Source organism: Pseudomonas sp. Van50 (assembly GCF_055390755.1).
On the sequence record NZ_AP024343.1, the window covers coordinates 6620930 to 6638721 of the forward strand.

Below are 17792 nucleotides of genomic sequence, written 5' to 3' on the forward strand. Positions count from 1 at the left end.
TTGTGGCGGCCAGCAGGGATCAACTCATACCCATCAATTGCCGGACCCGTTCGAGCAGCTCTACCGCACTCTCAATCAGTTGGGTAAGAAGCGCGTCATCTTCATCCATGTAGCCCTCGTACTCGGCAAGGTTGCGCCGCTCATGGCATAGGGCGAATAGCCGGACCTGCACTTTAGTGACATCCGCCGTATGAACCAGACACTGAAAGACCAGATAACGCTTGTCCGAACGATAGCCGCTCAAACGTACGCCGTAAGGGCGGCGGCATGGGCGGCGTTGTACGCCAAGTCGAATCGACTGGCAAACGAAAGAGACACTGTTTGCGCATCTGTCAGGCGTTCCATTGCAGAACGCATCAAGCCCTCACATTCCTGGCGATCAGGCGGTTCTGCTTTGAGGCTGCCGCTACGTAACAGATTTTCCAGGCTTTCCTGCTTGCCCATCCTTGGACTCCAAAGGGTCTTCACCCAACAAGTTGATCTTGTCCTGCTGCGCTACCCGAACCACGAAGCTGTTACCCGCCGCAAATTTTGCGGCCCAGTCCTGGGGCGTGTAGAGCGTAGGGTTAAGAGGACGGCCCAATTGCTCTTCCAGAGGCATAAGCCGCTCCATCACTTCACTGTAGTGCAGGCCTTCGCCGATCAGCATGAGATCTATGTCACTGGATGCGTTCGCCTGGCCTTTGGCGATGGAACCGTAGACGAATGCCCAGCTCAACTGCCTGGAAAACGGCTGCAAGGCTTGGCGCAAAGGTTCCGCTATACCCATGGTTTTTTGAACGATGCCCAACAGTTCCGCGTAAATCGGGCAGTTCACATTGGCTTGGTAATGGGTTTGATTGCCCTGGCGAGTCATCATCAAGATCCCTGAGTTTTGCAAACGCTCCAACTCCCGCATCAGACTGCCCTTGCCGACTTGAGCCCAGCGAGCAATTTCATTGGCATAGAAACTTTGATCCGGTTTACCGAACAACAGGCCCAGGACCCGTTGCTGAGTGGCCGTGAACAAGGCATCGCTTAGAGAGAGGTGATTCATGGAAAAGGCCACAAGTCCCAAAAAGGGAACGATAGGTCCCTTTTTGGGACTTATCAAGTTGGAAGTGGCGTTAAACGTAAGCGTCTGGACTTTTGTGGAGCGAGCTTGCTCGCGATGACGGTGGATCAGTCAACACTGAGCCGGCTGACACTCCGCTATCGCGAGCAAGCTCGCTCCCACATGGGCCCTGCATAGGCTTCAGGATTTGTGCTGCTGAACCAACCCGGCCGCCACCACCAACTCCTCCAACGCCAACAAATCCGGCACTTTCGCCACATGTTCCCCCACCTGCACCGCCGCCTGCTCCAACCCGCACAGCGGCACGTCGACATAGCTCAACTGACTGTCGAGCTTGCAGGAGCGGGGAATGCCTTGCACCAGCAATGCGATGAAGCGCAGCTCCGGCCGGCCGCCCAGGGCGTTGAGGATGACGATGCGTGCTCGCTCGCCGATCACGGTTTTCTGGCCGCAGGCCGATTCGAAGCTCAGCAGCGGGATTTGCCGTTCGCGCCAGCTCACCCACCCCAGGAACCACGGCGGGGTGTCCATATCGAAGGCACTGCTCTGGTAGTCGATCAGTTCGGCCACCGCCACGTTGGGCAGGATCAGGTGGCGGTCGGCCAGTGGCAGCAGCAGGCCGGTGAGGTGGCTGGCGCGTGAGTGATGCAGGTCATGCATGGGTTCTGCTCCAGTAGGCGATGCTGTCGAGCAGCACCGATTCCTGGTACGGCTTGCCCAGGTAGTCGTTGACACCGATGGCCATGGCGCGGTCGCGGTGTTTCTGGCCCGTGCGGGAGGTGATCATGATGATCGGCAGGTGCGCCAGGCGTGGGTCGTTGCGCACTTGCGTGGCCACTTCGAAGCCGTCCATGCGCGGCATCTCGATGTCCAGCAGCATCAGGTCAGGCGCGTGCTCGGACAGCAGCGCCATGGCATCCACGCCGTCCTTGGCGGTCAGGACGTGCATGCCATGGCGCTCCAGCAGGCGGCTGGTGACCTTGCGCACCGTCACCGAGTCGTCCACCACCAGCACCAGCAGTGGCCGTTGCGGTTCGCCCTCGCCTTCCGCCGGCACCTGGCGGCGCGGGACTTGATGGGGCAAGGCGCGGATCGGCGCCAGCAGGTCGAGAATCAGCACCACTCGGCCATCCCCCAGGATCGTCGCCCCGGACAGACCCTGCACCGCCGAGAACTGCGGGCCAAGGCTCTTGACCACGATCTCCCGGGTCCCGGCGATAGCGTCCACCTGCACGGCGACGTGCCGCTCGTTGCACTGCACCAGCAGCACCGGCAACGGCTGGCTCTGGCCCAGCAGCTTCGGCCGGGCGCCAGTTTTCAGCAGCTCGCCCAGGTAGCACAGTTCATAGCGTTGCCCGGCGTAGGTGTAGGTCGGCGGGTCGAGTTGGTAATGGCCGTCCAGTTCGGCCGGCAACACCCGGACAATGCTTTCGATGGCGTTCAACGGGATCGCGTACTGGTCTTCGTGACAATGCACCATCAACGCCCGGTTCACCGCCACGGTAAACGGCAGGCGAATGCGGAAATGCACGCCCTGCCCCGGCGTGGAATCGATGGTCATGCTGCCGCCCAACTGCCGCACCTCTTCGTGGACCACGTCCATGCCCACGCCACGCCCGGAGATCTGGGTGATTTTTTCCGCTGTGGAAAACCCCGGCTGCAGGATGAACTGCAGCACGTCGCGGTCGCTGATATCGCTGTCCGGCGCCAGCAGGCCCCGCTTGATCGCCTTGCTCCGCACCGCCTCCAGCGGCACGCCGGCACCGTCGTCGCGGATGTCGAAAATGATGTCGCCGCCTTCCCGCGACAGGTCGAGGCTGATGCGCCCTCGCGCCGGCTTGCCAGCGGCGAGGCGCACGTCGGCCGGTTCCAGGCCGTGGTCGACGGCGTTGCGCAGCATGTGTTCCAGGGGCGCGGCCATACGCTCCAGGACGTTACGGTCCATCTCGCCGTCGGCATTGCCCACCACGAATTCCACGTCCTTGCCCAGTTCCTGCGCCACTTGCCGGACGATGCGCTTGAGCCGCGGCAGCATGCGCTCGAACGGCACCATGCGCGTGCGCATCAGGCCTTCCTGGAGCTCGGTGTTGATTCGCCCCTGCTGTTGCAGCAGAAGCTCGGCATCATGATTGCTGCGATCCAGGGTTTCCTTGAGTTCGAGCAAGTCCGAGGCAGACTCGAACAGCGCCCGGGACAGTTGCTGCAACTGGGAATGCCGATCCATCTCCAGCGGGTCGAACTCTTCGTAGCCCAGGCGCTCGGCCTCCACCTGTTGACGACTGAGAATCCGCCCCTGGGTTTCGGTATCCAGGCGCCGCAACTGGTCGCGCATGCGCTCGATGGTGGTTTCCATTTCGCCCAGGGCCACGTGTGCGTCGTTGACCTGCTGTTCGATGCGCCCACGGAAAATCGAGGTTTCCCCCGCCAGGTTCACCAGGTCGTCGAGCAGCTCGGCGGAGACCTTGACCATGTCCGCACCGTCGCCCGCGGCACTGGGGTCTTGTCTGGCGGGCGCCGCGGGCGGACTTGCGATGGGGGGCGTGATCGGCTCCGGCGCCGGGACAGCCTGGGCCACCGCACTTGCCTGGGGATGATTCACCGCCTGGATCTGCGCGATCAGCCGATCGGCCAGCGGACACGGATGGCCGGCGCGCACCGCATCGAGCATCTGCGCCAGTCGGTCATGACTGCTTTGCAGCAAGGCGAACAGCGCCGGGGTCGGCTGGAGCAGGCCCGCCGACAGGCCTTCATAGAGGTTTTCCAGCTCGTGGGCCAAATCGCCGATAGGGACGATTTCCACCATCCGCGCACCGCCCTTGAGGGTGTGCAAATCCCGCAGCAGGGTCTCCACGGCCTGGCGATTCGACGGTTCTTCCTGCCAGCGCAGCAACGCCGCGCCTGAGCTGTCGAGGATGTCGAAACCTTCTTCAAGGAAGATTTCCAGCAACTCGGGATCATGGCCGGCACCGTCGGCCTGGGCCGCTGCGCTCGTCTCGATGGCGTTCGGCTTGTCCTGGCGGAACCTTCGGATAGAGTCGATCAGTGCAACGGGATCGCCCAACGGTTGGCCCTGTTGCAACTGCCCGAGCAACAGGTCGAGGCGTTCGTGGCTGCTGCCGAGCAGTTGCGCCAGCTCCTCACTGTAGCTGTAGCGCCGGTCCACCAGCCCTTCGTAAAGGTTTTCCAGCTCCTGGGCCAGGTCGCTCACCGGCCGGATGTCGGCCATCCGCGCGCCGCCCTTGAGGGTGTGCAAGTCACGTTGCAGCGAGGACAGCGGCGCACCGTTATCCGGATCGGCCAACCAGCGTTGCAAGGCCTGGGCGGCACTTTCGAGGATGTCCTGGGCCTCTTCGAGGAAAATCGATGCGAGGTCATCTTCCACCGAGGTTTCGGCGGGCGCGTCGCGTTCCATTTCCGCCGTCGCGTGGCCCAGTTCGCGGATACTCAGCGTGCGGCTGCCGTCGCTGCGGATCAGGCCAGTGGCCGACGGGTCGAGGCTCTCCTGAAGCAGGCGACGCAGGGCCGCTACCCGCTCCGGCTGCGGACGCACATGCTGCCCGGCCGCCAGCTGATCGAGCATGTCGATCAGCGCTTCATGGGCGAGCTGCGCCTGCCGGAAAAATTCATCGCTGACCGCCAGGCTGCTTTCTTCCACCGCGCCGTAGAGGTCCAGCAAGGCTTCGCAGAGTTCGTCCACCGGGTGCAGATCGGCCAGGTGCGCGCCTTCGCCGAGGGTGGTCAGCTCATCCAGCAGCGCACTCAGTTCCTGGCCTTCACCGGGGTGCTGCTGCCAGCGCTGCAAGAGGCTTTCGGCGTCCAGCAGGATGTCCATGCCCTGGGCGAGGAAGTTGTTGATCAGTTGTGGATCGCGCTTGGTCCGTAGTGCTTTGTCCGGCGCACTGTTGGCGGCGTGCAGACGCTCGGCCAGCAGGGCCTGGGCGCGCTGGATCAGGTCCTCGGCGTCGGGGATCGGCGCCAGCGGCTCGCTGTGCAACTGGCGCAGGCCGCGGCGCAGCAGCCCTTCGGCCTCCAGCAGCAATTCCACCTCATCCAGGTCGAGGGCAATCAGGTGCGCCCGGTACTCCCGGGCCAGCTCATCCATCGCACCGGCCAACTCGGCGATGGGTAGCACGCCGGCCATCGAAGCGCTGCCCTTGAGGGTGTGCAAGGCCCGCTGCAATTCATCGCTGGCCTGCAACGGCAGGTGGTCGGCCGCCTGGTCGAGAAAACGATTGAGGCTGGCGAGGTGGCCCTGGGCTTCGTTGTCGAAGATCTTCAACAACAGCGGATCGAGAGCGGCCACGTCCTGCTCGTCGTCTTCGTCGTCTTCATCGCCGCCCTTGGCCAGGGCATGGGCGCGGGCGGCCAGGCGGTCGACGTCATCGCGCTGGCGTTGCCGATTGGCCGCGAATTCGGCCACCAGGGCCGGCAACAACTGCACCGTGTCGTCGATCAACTGACGGACCGACGCCTGCGGTTCGACGCTGCGCTCCAGCACCCGGTTGAGCAGGTTTTCCACAGCCCAGGCCAGTTCACCCAGCACCAGCGCCCGCACCATCCGACCACTGCCCTTGAGGGTGTGGAAGGCCCGGCGCAGTTCGCTCAGGGCGCCGTGGTCGTCGGGATACGCACTCCAGCGCGGCAAGTATTCGCGCAGAACGTCGAGCACCTCGGCGGTTTCCTCGAGGAAGACCTCGCGCAACTCGTCGTCCACCGGGCTCTCATCCAGTGGTGGGGGCAACAGGCTGCCCGGGGTACTCCTGGCCGGCGGATTGACCGCCGAGACCGGGCTGGCCAGCACCTGTGCCAAGGACTGCACCGTCTGCGGGTCATCCAGCTCCTGCAGGTCCTGCAGGTCCTGCATGACCTGGGCTTCGTTGGGACTCAACACATCGTCAAGCACCGGCACCCGCGCTTCATCAGGGTAATAACCGAGCGCGGCCAGGCTCCGTTCGACCCCATCGAGCAAGGGCTCGCCAGGGGTTTCCGGGTCCTCGCTCAAGCGCTCCAGGTAGTATTCGAGACCGGTGATCACGTCGGCCAAATGGTCGAGTTCTTCCCAGCCCGGCTGGGCCTGCTCCAGCAATAGATGGTCGCGAATGAACGCATTGCAGGACTCCACCAGGCTGGCGGCACGGCTCAGGGGGATCATCGCCAGCGCACCGCGCACCTGGGTCAGCAGCGCCGGCAACGGTTGCAGCTGCTCGCTGTTCCAGTCCGCGTCGATGTAGTCGACGATCATATCCTTGGCCTGTTGCAGGCAGGTGTGGGTTTCCTTGATGACGATCTGGTGGATCTGGGTCAGGTCGGTGGTGGGCAGGTGCGTGTCTTCGCGACTCTCGGGCTCGACGGTGCCAACCATGCCGGCCAGGGTCGCCTCGACATAGAGCAAGGCCCCGGCAACGTCCATGAGGGTCGCGTCATCCGGCTCGCGCTGGCCCTGGGCGAGGCTCAGCACCACCGCCAGCTGATCGATGATGACCTTGCGCGGCTGGCCGAAACCCAGCACCGCCAAGGTGTCGGCGATCTGCCGCAACGGCGCCAGCAGGCTGTCCAGTTCCGAGGCGTGCTGGCGATCGCTGCGCACGAACAGGTCCAGGCGCTCCTTGACCCGTACCAACTCCTCGCACAGCGCGGCGAGCACCGAGCGCATGGCATCGCGGTCGGGCCCGGCCAGGCGCGCGCGTTCTTCGTCGACCATGGCGCTGTCGGGCAGCGCGTCGTCCAGTGAGTAGCGTTCTTTCATGATCTGCATCTGCCCGCTGGGATGTTCGGCCTTGGCAATATAGAACAACAAGCTCTTGAGCAGGTGGGGCGGTGCCGGCTGATTGATGCCGGGCATGCCTTGGTCCAGCAGGCGCTTGAGTTCCTTGTCGGCTTCCTTGAACAGGCTGCGCAGCGCCGGGCTGTTGGCGATGCGTCCGTCACGCATGCCTTCGACCAGCGCTGAGGCCACCTGCCATAAGGCATTGAGCGGCGCCCCGGCACACAACGTTTCCAGGCGCTGGAAAACCTTGGCCAGGTAACCGAGGTGGGTCGCGTCATCCTGTTCGCGCAGCAGGCCCACCAGGGCCATTTGCAGGGTCTGGCGCCATTTGCGCAAGGTGTTCGGCAGGTCAGCGGGTTCGAGGCGCTGCAAGGCTTCGTCGCTGAGCGGCGCAATATCGGGCAACTCGGGACTGAACAGGCTGGTTTCCGACAACAGGCTCTCGCCCCGGGCACTGCGCAGGTCGTTGATCAAGGGCAATACCACCAGCGGCAGGTCACGGCGAGCGCCTTGTATGCGGTCCAGGTAGATCGGCAACTGCCCCAGGGCCTGGCTCAACAGACTGATGGCTTCGTCGCGATGGATGACGCGGTTGTCCTGCAGGGCGGCGCACAGTTGCTCCATCTCTTCGGCCAGCAACGCCGCACCGTAGAACTCGACCATCTGCAGGCCGCCGTGGACCTGGTGAATGCAGGCCAGGCATTGCCCGAGGGCGTCCGACGCCTGGGGATCGTCCACCAGGCGGTTGAGGGCCAGATGGGCCTGCTTCAGCGTTTCGGCAATCTCGCCCTTGACCCATTCCAGGGCCACGTAGTCGTGCCGATCACCCATAACCACTCCAATCAGGAGAACACAACACGCCTGTGAAGAAGAGATTTACCTGTGGGAGCAAAGCTTGCTCGCGACGCAAACACCTCGGTTTCCGAGGTACAGCGCTACCTTCATCGCGGGCAAGCCTTGCTCCCACAGAAACCTCCTCGCCACAAAAAGCCTTTTCCAACAGGTGGATCCGGTTGGTCACCCTTTTTCCTCATCGCCAGCCGCTGCCGCCGCCGGCAAGGTAAACCCCGACACCGAACGGCGCAGTTGGCTGGCCATTTTCGCCAGGTTGCCGATGCTTTCGGCGGTGGCGGTGGAGCCCGAGGAAGTCTGCGTGGTGATCTGCTGGATCACGTTCATGGTCAAGGAAATCTGCCCCGCCGAGGTGGTCTGTTGCTGCGCCGCGTTGGAGATGCTCTGGATCAGCGCCGCCAGGGTCTTGGACACACCTTCGATCTCTTCCAGGGCGACGCCGGCGTCCTGGGCCAGTCGCGCACCGCGCACCACTTCGGTGGTGGTCTGTTCCATGGAAATCACCGCTTCGTTGGTGTCGGCCTGGATCGCCCGCACCAGGGTTTCGATTTGCCGGGTCGCCGCCGAAGACCGCTCGGCCAGGCGTTGCACTTCATCGGCCACCACCGCGAACCCGCGCCCGGCATCACCGGCCATGGACGCCTGGATGGCGGCGTTGAGGGCCAGGATGTTGGTCTGGTCGGCGATGTCGTCGATCAGGCTGACAATGTCGCCAATTTCCTGGGATGACTCGCCCAGGCGCTTGATGCGTTTGGCGGTGTCCTGGATCTGCTCGCGAATGTTGTCCATGCCATGAATGGTGTTGTGCACCACCTCGTTACCCTTGTTGGCAATCTCCACCGAACGTTCGGCCACCGCCGACGATTCGGCGGCATTGGCCGACACCTGGTCGATGGACTGGGCCATTTCATTAATTGAAGTCGAAGCTTCGGAAATTTGCTGGGCCTGGTGCTCGGACGCCTGGGCCAGGTGCATCGCCGTGGCCTGGGTTTCCTGCACGGCGGCGGCGACCTGGCCGGCGGTGAGGTTGATGGTCGCCACCAGATCCCGCAGTTGGTCCACCGAGTAGTTGATGGAGTCGGCGATGGTGCCGGTGAAATCCTCGGTGACCGAGGCCGTGACGGTCAGGTCGCCGTCGGCCAGGTCCTCGATTTCATCCAGCAGCCGCATGATCGCGTTCTGGTTGCGCTCGTTCTTTTCCGCGGTTTCGTGCAACTGGCGGTTGGTCTCGCGGACCATCACCAGCCCGATCAGGATGATCGACATCAGCGCCAGCAGGCCCAGCACATAACCGCCGATGGTATTGACGGAACGCCCGCCGGCCAGGTTTTCGAAGGCCGTGGCCAGGTGCGAAGCCTCGTCGAGCAAGGTCTGCGACAGGTTGAAGATATTGCCGGCCGATTCGCGGACCTTGAACAGCTCCGGTGAGGTCTCGAGGATTTCATCCACCGAGCCGGAGACGAACTCGAACAGCTCGCTGATTTCGCTCAGTCGCGCCCGGGCATCGCGGTCCTGGACCTGGGAGATTTTCAGGGCCGGGTCACCTTGCAACATGCCATTGAGCACCTGGCCAAAACGCGCCGCGTCGCGACCGAAGGTATCGGCGGCCTGGCTGGCGTTTTCGTCCCCCGCCAGCACGGTATTCACTGCGCCGAGAATCCGCTCGGCCAGCAGGGACTGGCGCTGGGCCATGGCCACCTGGGTGGCGGGGGCGCCCCGTTGCAGCAGGATTTCGACGACTTTTTCGTACTCGACCTGCAACTGCGGCACGGTTTCGGCCAGGGTGGCCGCCACCTGGTGCAGCGACAGCACAGTCTGTTCGCTGGAGAGGATGGCATCGGTGTTCTTGAGCAGGCGCTCCCAATCCAGCTGCACGGCGCGCATCTGCGGGCGCAGGGTGGCGGGCGCAGGCGGCAGGCCGGTCACCGGGTCGCCCTGTTTCAGGTAGCCCCAGCGCTGGGCGAAGTCATTGCGCGCATCGCTCAGCAGCTTGAACGCCGCAGGCTTGCCGGCGGCGGCCTCGGTGGCGTTCTTGGCGATGCGCTGGGACAGCACCCGCAGCTCACCGGCATGGCCGATGTACTGTTTGTCGTAGGTGGACTGGGTGTTGAGGTAAGCGAAGTTGGCGAACAGCAGCACGATGAAGACGATCAGCGCGACGAACAGCACGATGATCTGCGAACGACTGCGCGACGCTTCCAGTGGCTTGCCTGTTTTTGCTTTGATCATCGGTTCTCGCCTGTGCTACCCAGTCCAACTCACTCACCGTGGTCCCCATGTGGGAGCGAGCTTGCTCGCGATAGCCTTGGATCAGTCAGCATTGCTCTGGCTGACCCACCGCAATCGCGAGCAAGCTCGCTCCCACAAGGGGCCTGCGCTGCATCTCGTCAAATCGCCACATCCATGAACCCCGGCGACCGCGCCAGGGCAAACGGGCTGAACACTTGCCACTCGCGCTCGCCGCCGAACCGGCCCTTGACGAAGGCCGCTTCCGGGCCGTCGTGGTCGTCCACCAGCATCGGTTCCAGACTGTCCTGGGCAAAGTGCTGCAGCCCGAGGACCTCGTCCACCAGCAACCCGGCGAACACCTCGTCGTGGTCCACCACCAGCACCCGCCGTTGCTTGCGCACGGTGGACAGCTCATGGCCGAAGAACCCGCACAAATCCATCAACGGCAACAAGCGCCCACGCAGGTTAGCCACGCCACGCACCCACGGCTTGACCCCGGGCAAATGCGTGTGACGAGGCTCGTGCAGCACTTCGCTGACTTCGCCCATCGGCGCCACGTACCAGTGCTCGCCCAGGCGAAAGCCGATGCCGCTCCAGCCGGCACGGTGGGTCGGCTGGGAAGGCAGGTCCGCCCCCAGCAGCCGGCAACGCCGGTCGATCTGCAGCAGCAGTTCGAAGGCCGTCAGGGATTGGCTCATGGCCGCGCCGTCAACCCGCCAGCACTTTGTTCAGGGTCGCGATCAGGGTTTCTTCGTCCACCGGCTTGGTCAGGTAGTCCTTCGCCCCCTGGCGCGTACCCCAGACCTTGTCGGTGTCCTGATCCTTGGTGGTGATGATGATCACCGGGATATGGCCGGTGTCCGGGTCCTTGGTCAACTGGCGCGTGGCCTGGAAACCATTGAGGCCGGGCATGACGATGTCCATCAGCACCGCATCGGGTTTTTCCTGGCGGGCCAGCGCCACGCCATCGGCGCCATTCTCGGCCTTCAGGACCTGATGGCCGTGCTTTTCCAGCATGCCGGTCAGTTTGTACATTTCAGTCGGCGAATCATCGACGATCAGAACTCGTGCCATGGTGTTCCCCATTTTCTTGTTGACCCCAGGCCCGTTGGCCGAGTGTCATTAATGTGCCTGGTGCGGCTGGACAGCGGCAAAGCCCGGGACATGGGCCTGTATCGCCCCCAGCAGTTCTTCCTTGCTGAACGGCTTGGTCAAAAACTGATCGGAACCGACGATGCGCCCCTTGGCCTTGTCGAACAACCCATCCCGGGACGACAGCATGATCACCGGCGTGGCCTTGAACGCGCTGTTGTTCTTGATCAGGGCACAGGTCTGGTAGCCATCGAGGCGCGGCATCATGATGTCGACAAAGATGATGCCCGGATGATGGTCGGCGATCTTGGCCAGGGCATCGAAACCGTCGATCGCCGTGATCACCTCGCAGCCCACGTTGCGCAGCAAGGTTTCGGCAGTGCGGCGGATGGTCTTCGAGTCGTCGATGACCATGACCTTCAAGGCGCTGGGTTGCTGTTGCGTAGAGTGCTCTGCCATTGCCGCTGCGGACCGGTTTTTAACGCCTGAGAGTGAACGACAGCGCAAACCCTTGATGTTCAAGGCCCGCACGTCACATGGCAGCCTTTTTAGCACAGTCTCCATCGCCGATCTATCGGCCGCTGGGCGCGGTGGTTTTTCCTTGACCGCCAATCTTCCGGGCGCCACTCTGACGCCACTTTTTCACGCCATTATGTGCCCATCATATTTCGAGGAACCAAGCCATGAGCGTACGCGTCGGCATTGTCATGGACCCTATCGCCAGCATTTCCTATAAAAAGGATAGCTCGCTGGCCATGCTGCTGGCCGCTCAGAAGCGCGGCTGGGAGCTGTTCTACATGGAGCAGCGCGACCTCTACCAGGCCGAAGGCCAGGCACGGGCGCGGATGAAGCCGCTGAACGTCTTCGCCAACCCTGAAAAGTGGTTCGAGCTGGGCGACGAGCGCGATGCGCTGCTCAGCGACCTGGACGTGATCCTGATGCGCAAGGATCCGCCGTTCGACATGGAGTTCGTGTACTCCACCTACCTGCTGGAACAAGCGGAAAACGCCGGCGTGCTGGTGGTCAACAAGCCCCAGAGCCTGCGCGACTGCAACGAAAAGCTGTTCGCCACGCTGTTCCCGCAGTGCACGCCGCCGACCATCGTCAGCCGTCGCCCGGACGTATTGCGCGAATTTGCCGACCATCACGGCGACGTGATCCTCAAGCCCCTGGACGGCATGGGCGGGTCCTCGATCTTCCGGCACACCGCCGGCCACCCGAACCTGTCGGTGATCCTGGAAACCCTGACGCTGCACGGCAAGCAGCAGATCATGATCCAGGGCTACCTGCCGGCTATCGTCGATGGCGACAAACGCATCCTGATGATCGACGGCGAACCGGTGGACTATTGCCTGGCGCGTATCCCGGCAGCCGGTGAAACCCGGGGCAACCTGGCGGCCGGTGGACGTGGCGAAGCCCGTCCGTTGACCGAGAAGGACCGCTGGATCGCTGCCCAGGTCGGCCCGACGCTGCGGGAAAAAGGCCTGTTGTTCGTGGGCCTGGACGTGATCGGCGAGCACCTGACGGAAATCAACGTCACCAGCCCGACCTGCATCCGCGAGATCGATAACGCCTTTGGCACCGACATCGGCGGCATGCTGATGGATGCCATCGATCAGAAGCTCAAGGCTCGTTGATCCAGATCTGCTGAAGGAAACCCACATTGCGTTATCATGCCCGGCCTGAAAAAAACGCGATGTTGGTTTCCTTGTCATGACACTCCCGTCCGATCTGCCCCTAGAGCTCGCCCATCGTGGCGTGCGCCCGGCCGATCGCCTCGGTTTTACCCTGTTCCTGGCGGCGTTGATCCACCTGGCCTTGCTGCTGGGCGTCGGGTTTGCCACGGTCGAGCCGAAACAGATCAGCCAGACCCTGGAAATCACCCTGGCCACCTTCAAGAGCGAGACCAAGCCCAAGAAGGCCGACTTCCTCGCCCAGGAAAACCAGCAAGGCAGCGGCACCCTGGAAAAAAAGGCGATCCCCAAGACTACCGAGATCGCGCCCTTCCAGGACAACACGGTGCAGAAAGTCACCCCGCCGCCAGCGGCCAAGCCCGAAGTGCAGGAAACGGCGCCCAAGGCGGCCGTGACCACCGTCGCGCCGAAACCGAAGAAAGCCCCGGTCAAGGAAGAGGTCAAGCCTGATCCCAAGCCCCAGGCCCCCTTGCCTACCTTCGACAGCTCCCAACTGTCCAGCGACATCGCCAGCCTGGAAGCCGAACTGGCCCAGGAGCAACAGCTCTACGCCAAGCGCCCGCGCATCCACCGCCTGAGCGCCGCTTCGACCATGCGCGACAAGGGTGCCTGGTACAAGGACGAGTGGCGCAAGAAGGTCGAGCGCATCGGCAACCTCAACTACCCTGACGAAGCGCGGCGCAAGCAGATCTACGGCAACCTGCGGCTAATGGTCTCGATCAATCGGGACGGTTCGTTGTATGAAGTGCTGGTGCTCGAATCCTCCGGCCAGCCGCTGCTGGACCAGGCCGCCCAGCGGATCGTCCGTCTGGCGGCACCGTTCGCGCCGTTTACCGGGGACCTGTCGGACATCGACCGGCTGGAAATCATCCGCACCTGGAAATTCGCCCGCGGCGACCGGCTGTCCAGCAACTGATAACCCCCCAATTCCCTTGTGGGAGCGAGCTTGCTCGCGATAGCAGACGGTCAGTCGACCTCTGTGTTGAATGATCAATTGCTATCGCGAGCAAGCTCGCTCCCACAGGGGATTGTGTGACAGTCTCAGGCATTTCCCGGCTTGTCAGTTCGCCCCTGCCCCGCCACACTAGCGCCTATGAAAAACGTCAGCCCCACCTACCTCAAGCATCACTTCCTGATTGCCATGCCGCACATGGCCGATCCGAACTTTGCCCATACCTTGACCTACATCGTCGAGCACACGGCCAATGGGGCCATGGGGCTGGTGATCAATCGCCCGCAGGAGCTGAACCTGGCGGACATTCTTGAGCAACTGCGGCCCGAGATCGAACCGCCACTCTTGTGCCAGCACGTGCCGATTTTCATCGGTGGCCCGGTGCAGACCGACCGCGGCTTCGTGCTCCATCCGTCGGGCCCCAAATACCAGGCCACGGTGGACCTGGACGGCTTGTCGCTGTCCACTTCCCAGGACGTGCTGTTCGCCATCGCCGATGGGGTCGGCCCGGAGAAAAGCCTGATCGCCCTCGGCTATGCCGGTTGGGAACCCGGGCAACTGGAAGCCGAGCTGGCCGACAACGCCTGGCTGACCTGCCCGTTCGACGCCGACATCCTGTTCAACACCAGCAGCGAACTGCGCCTGGAAGCGGCGGCCAGCCGGTTGGGGGTCAACCTCAGCCTGCTCACCAGCCAGGCAGGACACGCCTGATGGCCCTGCGCTTGCTGCTGGGCTTCGATTACGGCACCAAACAGATCGGCGTAGCGGTCGGCCAGGTCATTACCGGCCAGGCCCGCGAGTTGTGCACCTTGAAAGCGCAGAACGGTGTTCCGGACTGGAACCAGGTCGAAGCGCTGATCAAGGAATGGAAACCCGATGCCGTGGTGGTCGGCCTGCCGCTGAACATGGACGGCACGCCCAGCGACATGTGCCTGCGCGCCGAAAAGTTCGCCCGCCGGCTCAATGGCCGCTACAACCTGCCCTTCTATACCCATGACGAGCGCCTGACCACCTTCGAGGCCAAGGGCGAGCGCCTGGTGCGCGGCGGGCAGAAAGGCAGCTACCGCGACAACCCGGTGGACGCCATCGCCGCCGCCCTGCTGCTGCAAGGCTGGCTCGACGCCAACGCCGCCCTGTTCGAAACCTGATTTTTTACAAAGCGCCGCCAAGGCGCTTTCTTTTAGCGACAAGCCGCGCCACTCACCACCGGCCCGGGAACCTGAAGGAGCCAGCATGAGCCTGCCCAATCCTGCCGAACTGATCAGCCAGATGGCGATTCGTCTCACGGCACACCTGGAACACCGCGGCATCAGCGAACCGCGCTACATCGGCATTCGCACCGGTGGCGTCTGGGTCGCCCAGGCCTTGCTCGAAGCACTGGGCAGCCAATCGCCGCTGGGCACCCTGGATGTGTCCTTCTACCGCGACGACTTCAGCCAGAACGGCCTGCACCCGCAAGTACGCCCCTCGGCGCTGCCGTTCGAGATCGAAGGCCAGCACCTGGTGCTGATCGACGACGTGCTGATGAGCGGCCGGACCATCCGCGCCGCCATGAACGAACTGTTCGACTACGGTCGCCCGGCCAGCGTGACGCTGGTGTGCCTGCTGGACCTGGACGCCGCCGAGCTGCCGATCCGGCCGAACGTGGTCGGCGCGACGCTGACGCTGGCCGCCCATGAGCGGGTCAAGCTCTCCGGGCCGTCGCCGCTGCAACTCGAACTGCAAGACCTTGCCCTTTAACTGCCCTTGTAAGAGTCCATCGCGATGACGCCTCTCGAAACCAAGCGCCCGCTGCAGCTCAACGATCAGGGCCAGCTGCGGCACTTCCTGTCCCTCGACGGCCTGCGCCGCGAGCTGTTGACGGAAATCCTCGACACTGCCGACTCCTTCCTCGAGGTCGGTGCCCGGGCAGTGAAGAAAGTCCCGTTGCTGCGCGGCAAGACCGTGTGCAACGTGTTCTTCGAAAACTCCACCCGCACCCGCACCACCTTCGAACTGGCGGCCCAGCGCCTGTCGGCGGACGTGATCACCTTGAACGTGTCCACGTCCTCGGCGAGCAAGGGCGAAACCCTGCTCGACACCTTGCGCAACCTCGAAGCCATGGCCGCCGACATGTTCGTCGTGCGCCACGGCGACTCCGGCGCAGCGCACTTCATTGCCGAACACGTGTGCCCGCAAGTGGCGATCATCAACGGCGGCGACGGCCGTCACGCCCACCCGACCCAGGGCATGCTCGACATGCTGACCATCCGTCGGCACAAGGGCAGCTTCGAAAACCTGTCGGTGGCCATCGTCGGCGACATCCTGCACTCGCGGGTCGCCCGCTCGAACATGCTGGCCCTCAAGACCCTCGGTTGCCCGGACATCCGCGTGATCGCGCCGAAAACCCTGCTGCCCATCGGCGTCGAGCAATACGGCGTGAAGGTCTACACCGACATGACCGAAGGCCTCAAGGATGTCGACGTGGTGATCATGCTGCGCCTGCAACGCGAGCGCATGACCGGCGGCCTGCTGCCCAGCGAAGGCGAGTTCTACCGCCTGTTCGGCCTGACCACGGCGCGCCTGGCCGGGGCCAAGCCGGATGCCATCGTCATGCACCCGGGGCCGATCAACCGCGGCGTGGAGATCGAGTCGGCGGTGGCCGACGGCCCGCACTCGGTGATCCTCAACCAGGTGACCTACGGCATCGCCATCCGCATGGCCGTGCTGTCCATGGCCATGAGCGGGCAAACGGCCCAGCGCCAATTCGACCAGGAGAACGCCCAGTGAAGCTCAGCATTCTCGGCGCACGCGTGATCGATCCAGCCAGTGGCCTGGATCAAGTGACTGACATTCATATCGATGCCTGCAAGATCGTCGCCCTGGGCGCCGCGCCCACCGGTTTCGTGGCGGCTGAAATCCTCGACGCCCAGGGCCTGGTGGCCGCGCCGGGCCTGGTGGACCTGAACGTCGCCCTGCGCGAACCGGGCTACAGCCGCAAAGGCAGCATCGTCAGCGAAACCCGGGCCGCCGCTGCCGGTGGCGTGACCAGCTTGTGCTGCCCACCGCAGACCAAACCGGTGCTGGACACCTCGGCCGTGGCCGAACTGATCCTCGACCGCGCCCGCGAAGCCGGCAACACCAAGGTCTTCCCGATCGGCGCACTGAGCAAAGGCCTCGACGGCGAGCAACTGGCCGAACTCATCGCCCTGCGGGACGCCGGTTGCGTGGCGTTCGGCAACGGCCTGAACAGTTTCCGCAACACCCGTACCCTGTGCCGCGCCCTGGAATACGCGGCGACCTTCGGCCTGACGGTGATCTTCAATTCCCAGGATCACGACCTGGCCGAAGGTGGCCTGGCCCACGAAGGCCCGACCGCCAGCTTCCTCGGCCTGCCGGGCATCCCGGAAACCGCCGAGACCGTGGCCCTGGCCCGGGACCTGCTGTTGGTGGAACAAAGCGGCGTGCGCGCCCACTTCAGCCAGCTGACCAGCGCCCGCGGCGCGGCGTTGATCGCCCAGGCCCAGGCCCGCGGCTTGCCGGTGACCGCCGATGTGGCGCTGTACCAGTTGATCCTGACCGACGAGGCGCTGATCGACTTCAACAGCGTCTACCACGTCCAGCCGCCGCTGCGCACCCGCGCCGACCGCGATGGCCTGCGCGAGGCGGTGAAGTCCGGGGTGATCTCGGCCATCTCCAGCCATCACCAACCCCACGAGCGCGATGCCAAGCTGGCCCCGTTCGGCGCCACCGAGCCGGGCATCAGCAGCGTCGAACTGCTGCTGCCGCTGGCCCTGACGCTGGTGGAAGACGGCTTGCTGGACCTGCCGACCTTGCTGGCCCGCCTGAGCGCCGGCCCGGCCCAGGCGCTGCAATTGCCAGCGGGGAAACTGGCGGTGGGCGCCCCGGCGGACCTGGTGCTGTTCGACCCTGCCGCGTCCACCGTGGCCGGCGAAGCCTGGCGCTCCAAGGGCGACAACTGCCCGTTCCTCGGTCACAGCCTGCCGGGAGTGGTGCGCTATACCCTGATGGATGGGCGGATCACCCACCAGGCCTGATACCGCGCCTATCGCGAGCAAGCTCGCTCCCACAGGGGGATCTTCGGTGAACACATGATGTGTGAACACCTCGATCCAATGTGGGAGCGAGCTTGCTCGCGATACAGGCGACTCG

14 protein-coding genes and 1 pseudogene are annotated in these 17792 nt (G+C 63.9%); 7 read left to right on the forward strand and 8 right to left on the reverse strand.

Annotated elements, in window-relative coordinates:
* Window positions 1-19 precede the first annotated feature (19 nt).
* From ACZ5M5_RS28740 to ACZ5M5_RS28775, 8 genes and pseudogenes are all read right to left on the reverse strand, one after another.
* Window positions 20-444: pseudogene (locus ACZ5M5_RS28740) on the reverse strand (hypothetical protein).
* A complete protein-coding gene (locus ACZ5M5_RS28745; RefSeq protein WP_103308875.1) occupies window positions 407-1036 on the reverse strand; it encodes a nucleotidyltransferase domain-containing protein in 630 nt (209 codons plus the stop codon). Before ACZ5M5_RS28745 ends, ACZ5M5_RS28740 begins: the two are co-directional and overlap by 38 nt.
* Window positions 1037-1234: 198 nt before the next feature.
* On the reverse strand, window positions 1235-1714 hold the full coding sequence (locus ACZ5M5_RS28750; RefSeq protein ID WP_060740215.1) for a chemotaxis protein CheW: 480 nt from the start codon (window positions 1712-1714) through the stop codon (window positions 1235-1237).
* Complete coding sequence (locus ACZ5M5_RS28755; protein WP_464738292.1) at window positions 1707-7652, reverse strand: Hpt domain-containing protein; 5946 nt, start codon at window positions 7650-7652, stop codon at window positions 1707-1709. Before ACZ5M5_RS28755 ends, ACZ5M5_RS28750 begins: the two co-directional genes overlap by 8 nt.
* A gap of 186 nt (window positions 7653-7838) precedes the next feature.
* Window positions 7839-9902 (reverse strand): methyl-accepting chemotaxis protein, encoded by a 2064-nt coding sequence (locus ACZ5M5_RS28760; protein WP_060740213.1) that lies wholly within the window; start codon window positions 9900-9902, stop codon window positions 7839-7841.
* A gap of 158 nt (window positions 9903-10060) precedes the next feature.
* The gene (locus ACZ5M5_RS28765) at window positions 10061-10600 is read right to left on the reverse strand and encodes a chemotaxis protein CheW (protein WP_060740212.1); all 540 of its coding nucleotides are present in this window, start codon (window positions 10598-10600) and stop codon (window positions 10061-10063) included.
* Between the two features lie 10 nt (window positions 10601-10610).
* Window positions 10611-10976, reverse strand: a complete 366-nt coding sequence (gene pilH, locus ACZ5M5_RS28770; RefSeq protein ID WP_003206465.1) for a twitching motility response regulator PilH — start codon at window positions 10974-10976, stop codon at window positions 10611-10613.
* Between the two features lie 48 nt (window positions 10977-11024).
* Window positions 11025-11453 carry a response regulator gene (locus tag ACZ5M5_RS28775; protein ID WP_060740211.1) on the reverse strand — a complete coding sequence of 143 codons (429 nt, stop codon included), beginning with the start codon at window positions 11451-11453 and terminating at the stop codon, window positions 11025-11027.
* A gap of 224 nt (window positions 11454-11677) precedes the next feature.
* Between ACZ5M5_RS28775 and gshB the strand changes: the two genes are divergently transcribed.
* The 7 genes from gshB to ACZ5M5_RS28810 all read left to right on the forward strand — a co-directional run bounded on the left by gshB (window position 11678) and on the right by ACZ5M5_RS28810 (window position 17677).
* A complete protein-coding gene (gshB, locus tag ACZ5M5_RS28780) occupies window positions 11678-12631 on the forward strand; it encodes a glutathione synthase (protein WP_060740210.1) in 954 nt (317 codons plus the stop codon).
* A gap of 76 nt (window positions 12632-12707) precedes the next feature.
* Window positions 12708-13604, forward strand: coding sequence for an energy transducer TonB (locus ACZ5M5_RS28785; RefSeq protein ID WP_060740209.1), 897 nt, complete (start codon window positions 12708-12710; stop codon window positions 13602-13604).
* A gap of 177 nt (window positions 13605-13781) precedes the next feature.
* Window positions 13782-14351: a YqgE/AlgH family protein gene (locus tag ACZ5M5_RS28790; protein ID WP_053126215.1), complete on the forward strand. Its 570-nt coding sequence runs from the start codon at window positions 13782-13784 to the stop codon at window positions 14349-14351.
* Window positions 14351-14788, forward strand: coding sequence for a Holliday junction resolvase RuvX (gene ruvX / locus ACZ5M5_RS28795; protein WP_003177497.1), 438 nt, complete (start codon window positions 14351-14353; stop codon window positions 14786-14788). Before ACZ5M5_RS28790 ends, ruvX begins: the two co-directional genes overlap by 1 nt.
* An 85-nt stretch (window positions 14789-14873) precedes the next feature.
* Complete coding sequence (gene pyrR, locus ACZ5M5_RS28800) at window positions 14874-15380, forward strand: bifunctional pyr operon transcriptional regulator/uracil phosphoribosyltransferase PyrR (RefSeq protein ID WP_060740208.1); 507 nt, start codon at window positions 14874-14876, stop codon at window positions 15378-15380.
* Between the two features lie 24 nt (window positions 15381-15404).
* Window positions 15405-16409 carry an aspartate carbamoyltransferase catalytic subunit gene (locus tag ACZ5M5_RS28805; protein WP_003177495.1) on the forward strand — a complete coding sequence of 335 codons (1005 nt, stop codon included), beginning with the start codon at window positions 15405-15407 and terminating at the stop codon, window positions 16407-16409.
* Entirely contained in the window at window positions 16406-17677 is a 1272-nt protein-coding gene (locus ACZ5M5_RS28810) for a dihydroorotase (protein WP_060740207.1), read from the forward strand. Before ACZ5M5_RS28805 ends, ACZ5M5_RS28810 begins: the two co-directional genes overlap by 4 nt.
* Window positions 17678-17792 lie beyond the last annotated feature (115 nt).

Bases quoted from the DNA above. Each gene is read 5' to 3' on its own strand.
- pilH (WP_003206465.1), bottom strand. From the start codon at position 10,976: ATGGCACGAGTTCTGATCGTCGATGATTCGCCGACTGAAATGTACAAA.
- ruvX (WP_003177497.1), top strand. From the start codon at position 14,351: ATGGCCCTGCGCTTGCTGCTGGGCTTCGATTACGGCACCAAACAGATC.
- ACZ5M5_RS28760 (WP_060740213.1), bottom strand. From the start codon at position 9,902: ATGATCAAAGCAAAAACAGGCAAGCCACTGGAAGCGTCGCGCAGTCGT.
- ACZ5M5_RS28785 (WP_060740209.1), top strand. From the start codon at position 12,708: ATGACACTCCCGTCCGATCTGCCCCTAGAGCTCGCCCATCGTGGCGTG.
- pyrR (WP_060740208.1), top strand. From the start codon at position 14,874: ATGAGCCTGCCCAATCCTGCCGAACTGATCAGCCAGATGGCGATTCGT.
- ACZ5M5_RS28775 (WP_060740211.1), bottom strand. From the start codon at position 11,453: ATGGCAGAGCACTCTACGCAACAGCAACCCAGCGCCTTGAAGGTCATG.
- gshB (WP_060740210.1), top strand. From the start codon at position 11,678: ATGAGCGTACGCGTCGGCATTGTCATGGACCCTATCGCCAGCATTTCC.
- ACZ5M5_RS28805 (WP_003177495.1), top strand. From the start codon at position 15,405: ATGACGCCTCTCGAAACCAAGCGCCCGCTGCAGCTCAACGATCAGGGC.
- ACZ5M5_RS28745 (WP_103308875.1), bottom strand. From the start codon at position 1,036: ATGAATCACCTCTCTCTAAGCGATGCCTTGTTCACGGCCACTCAGCAA.
- ACZ5M5_RS28755 (WP_464738292.1), bottom strand. From the start codon at position 7,652: ATGGGTGATCGGCACGACTACGTGGCCCTGGAATGGGTCAAGGGCGAG.
- ACZ5M5_RS28750 (WP_060740215.1), bottom strand. From the start codon at position 1,714: ATGCATGACCTGCATCACTCACGCGCCAGCCACCTCACCGGCCTGCTG.
- ACZ5M5_RS28765 (WP_060740212.1), bottom strand. From the start codon at position 10,600: ATGAGCCAATCCCTGACGGCCTTCGAACTGCTGCTGCAGATCGACCGG.
- ACZ5M5_RS28790 (WP_053126215.1), top strand. From the start codon at position 13,782: ATGAAAAACGTCAGCCCCACCTACCTCAAGCATCACTTCCTGATTGCC.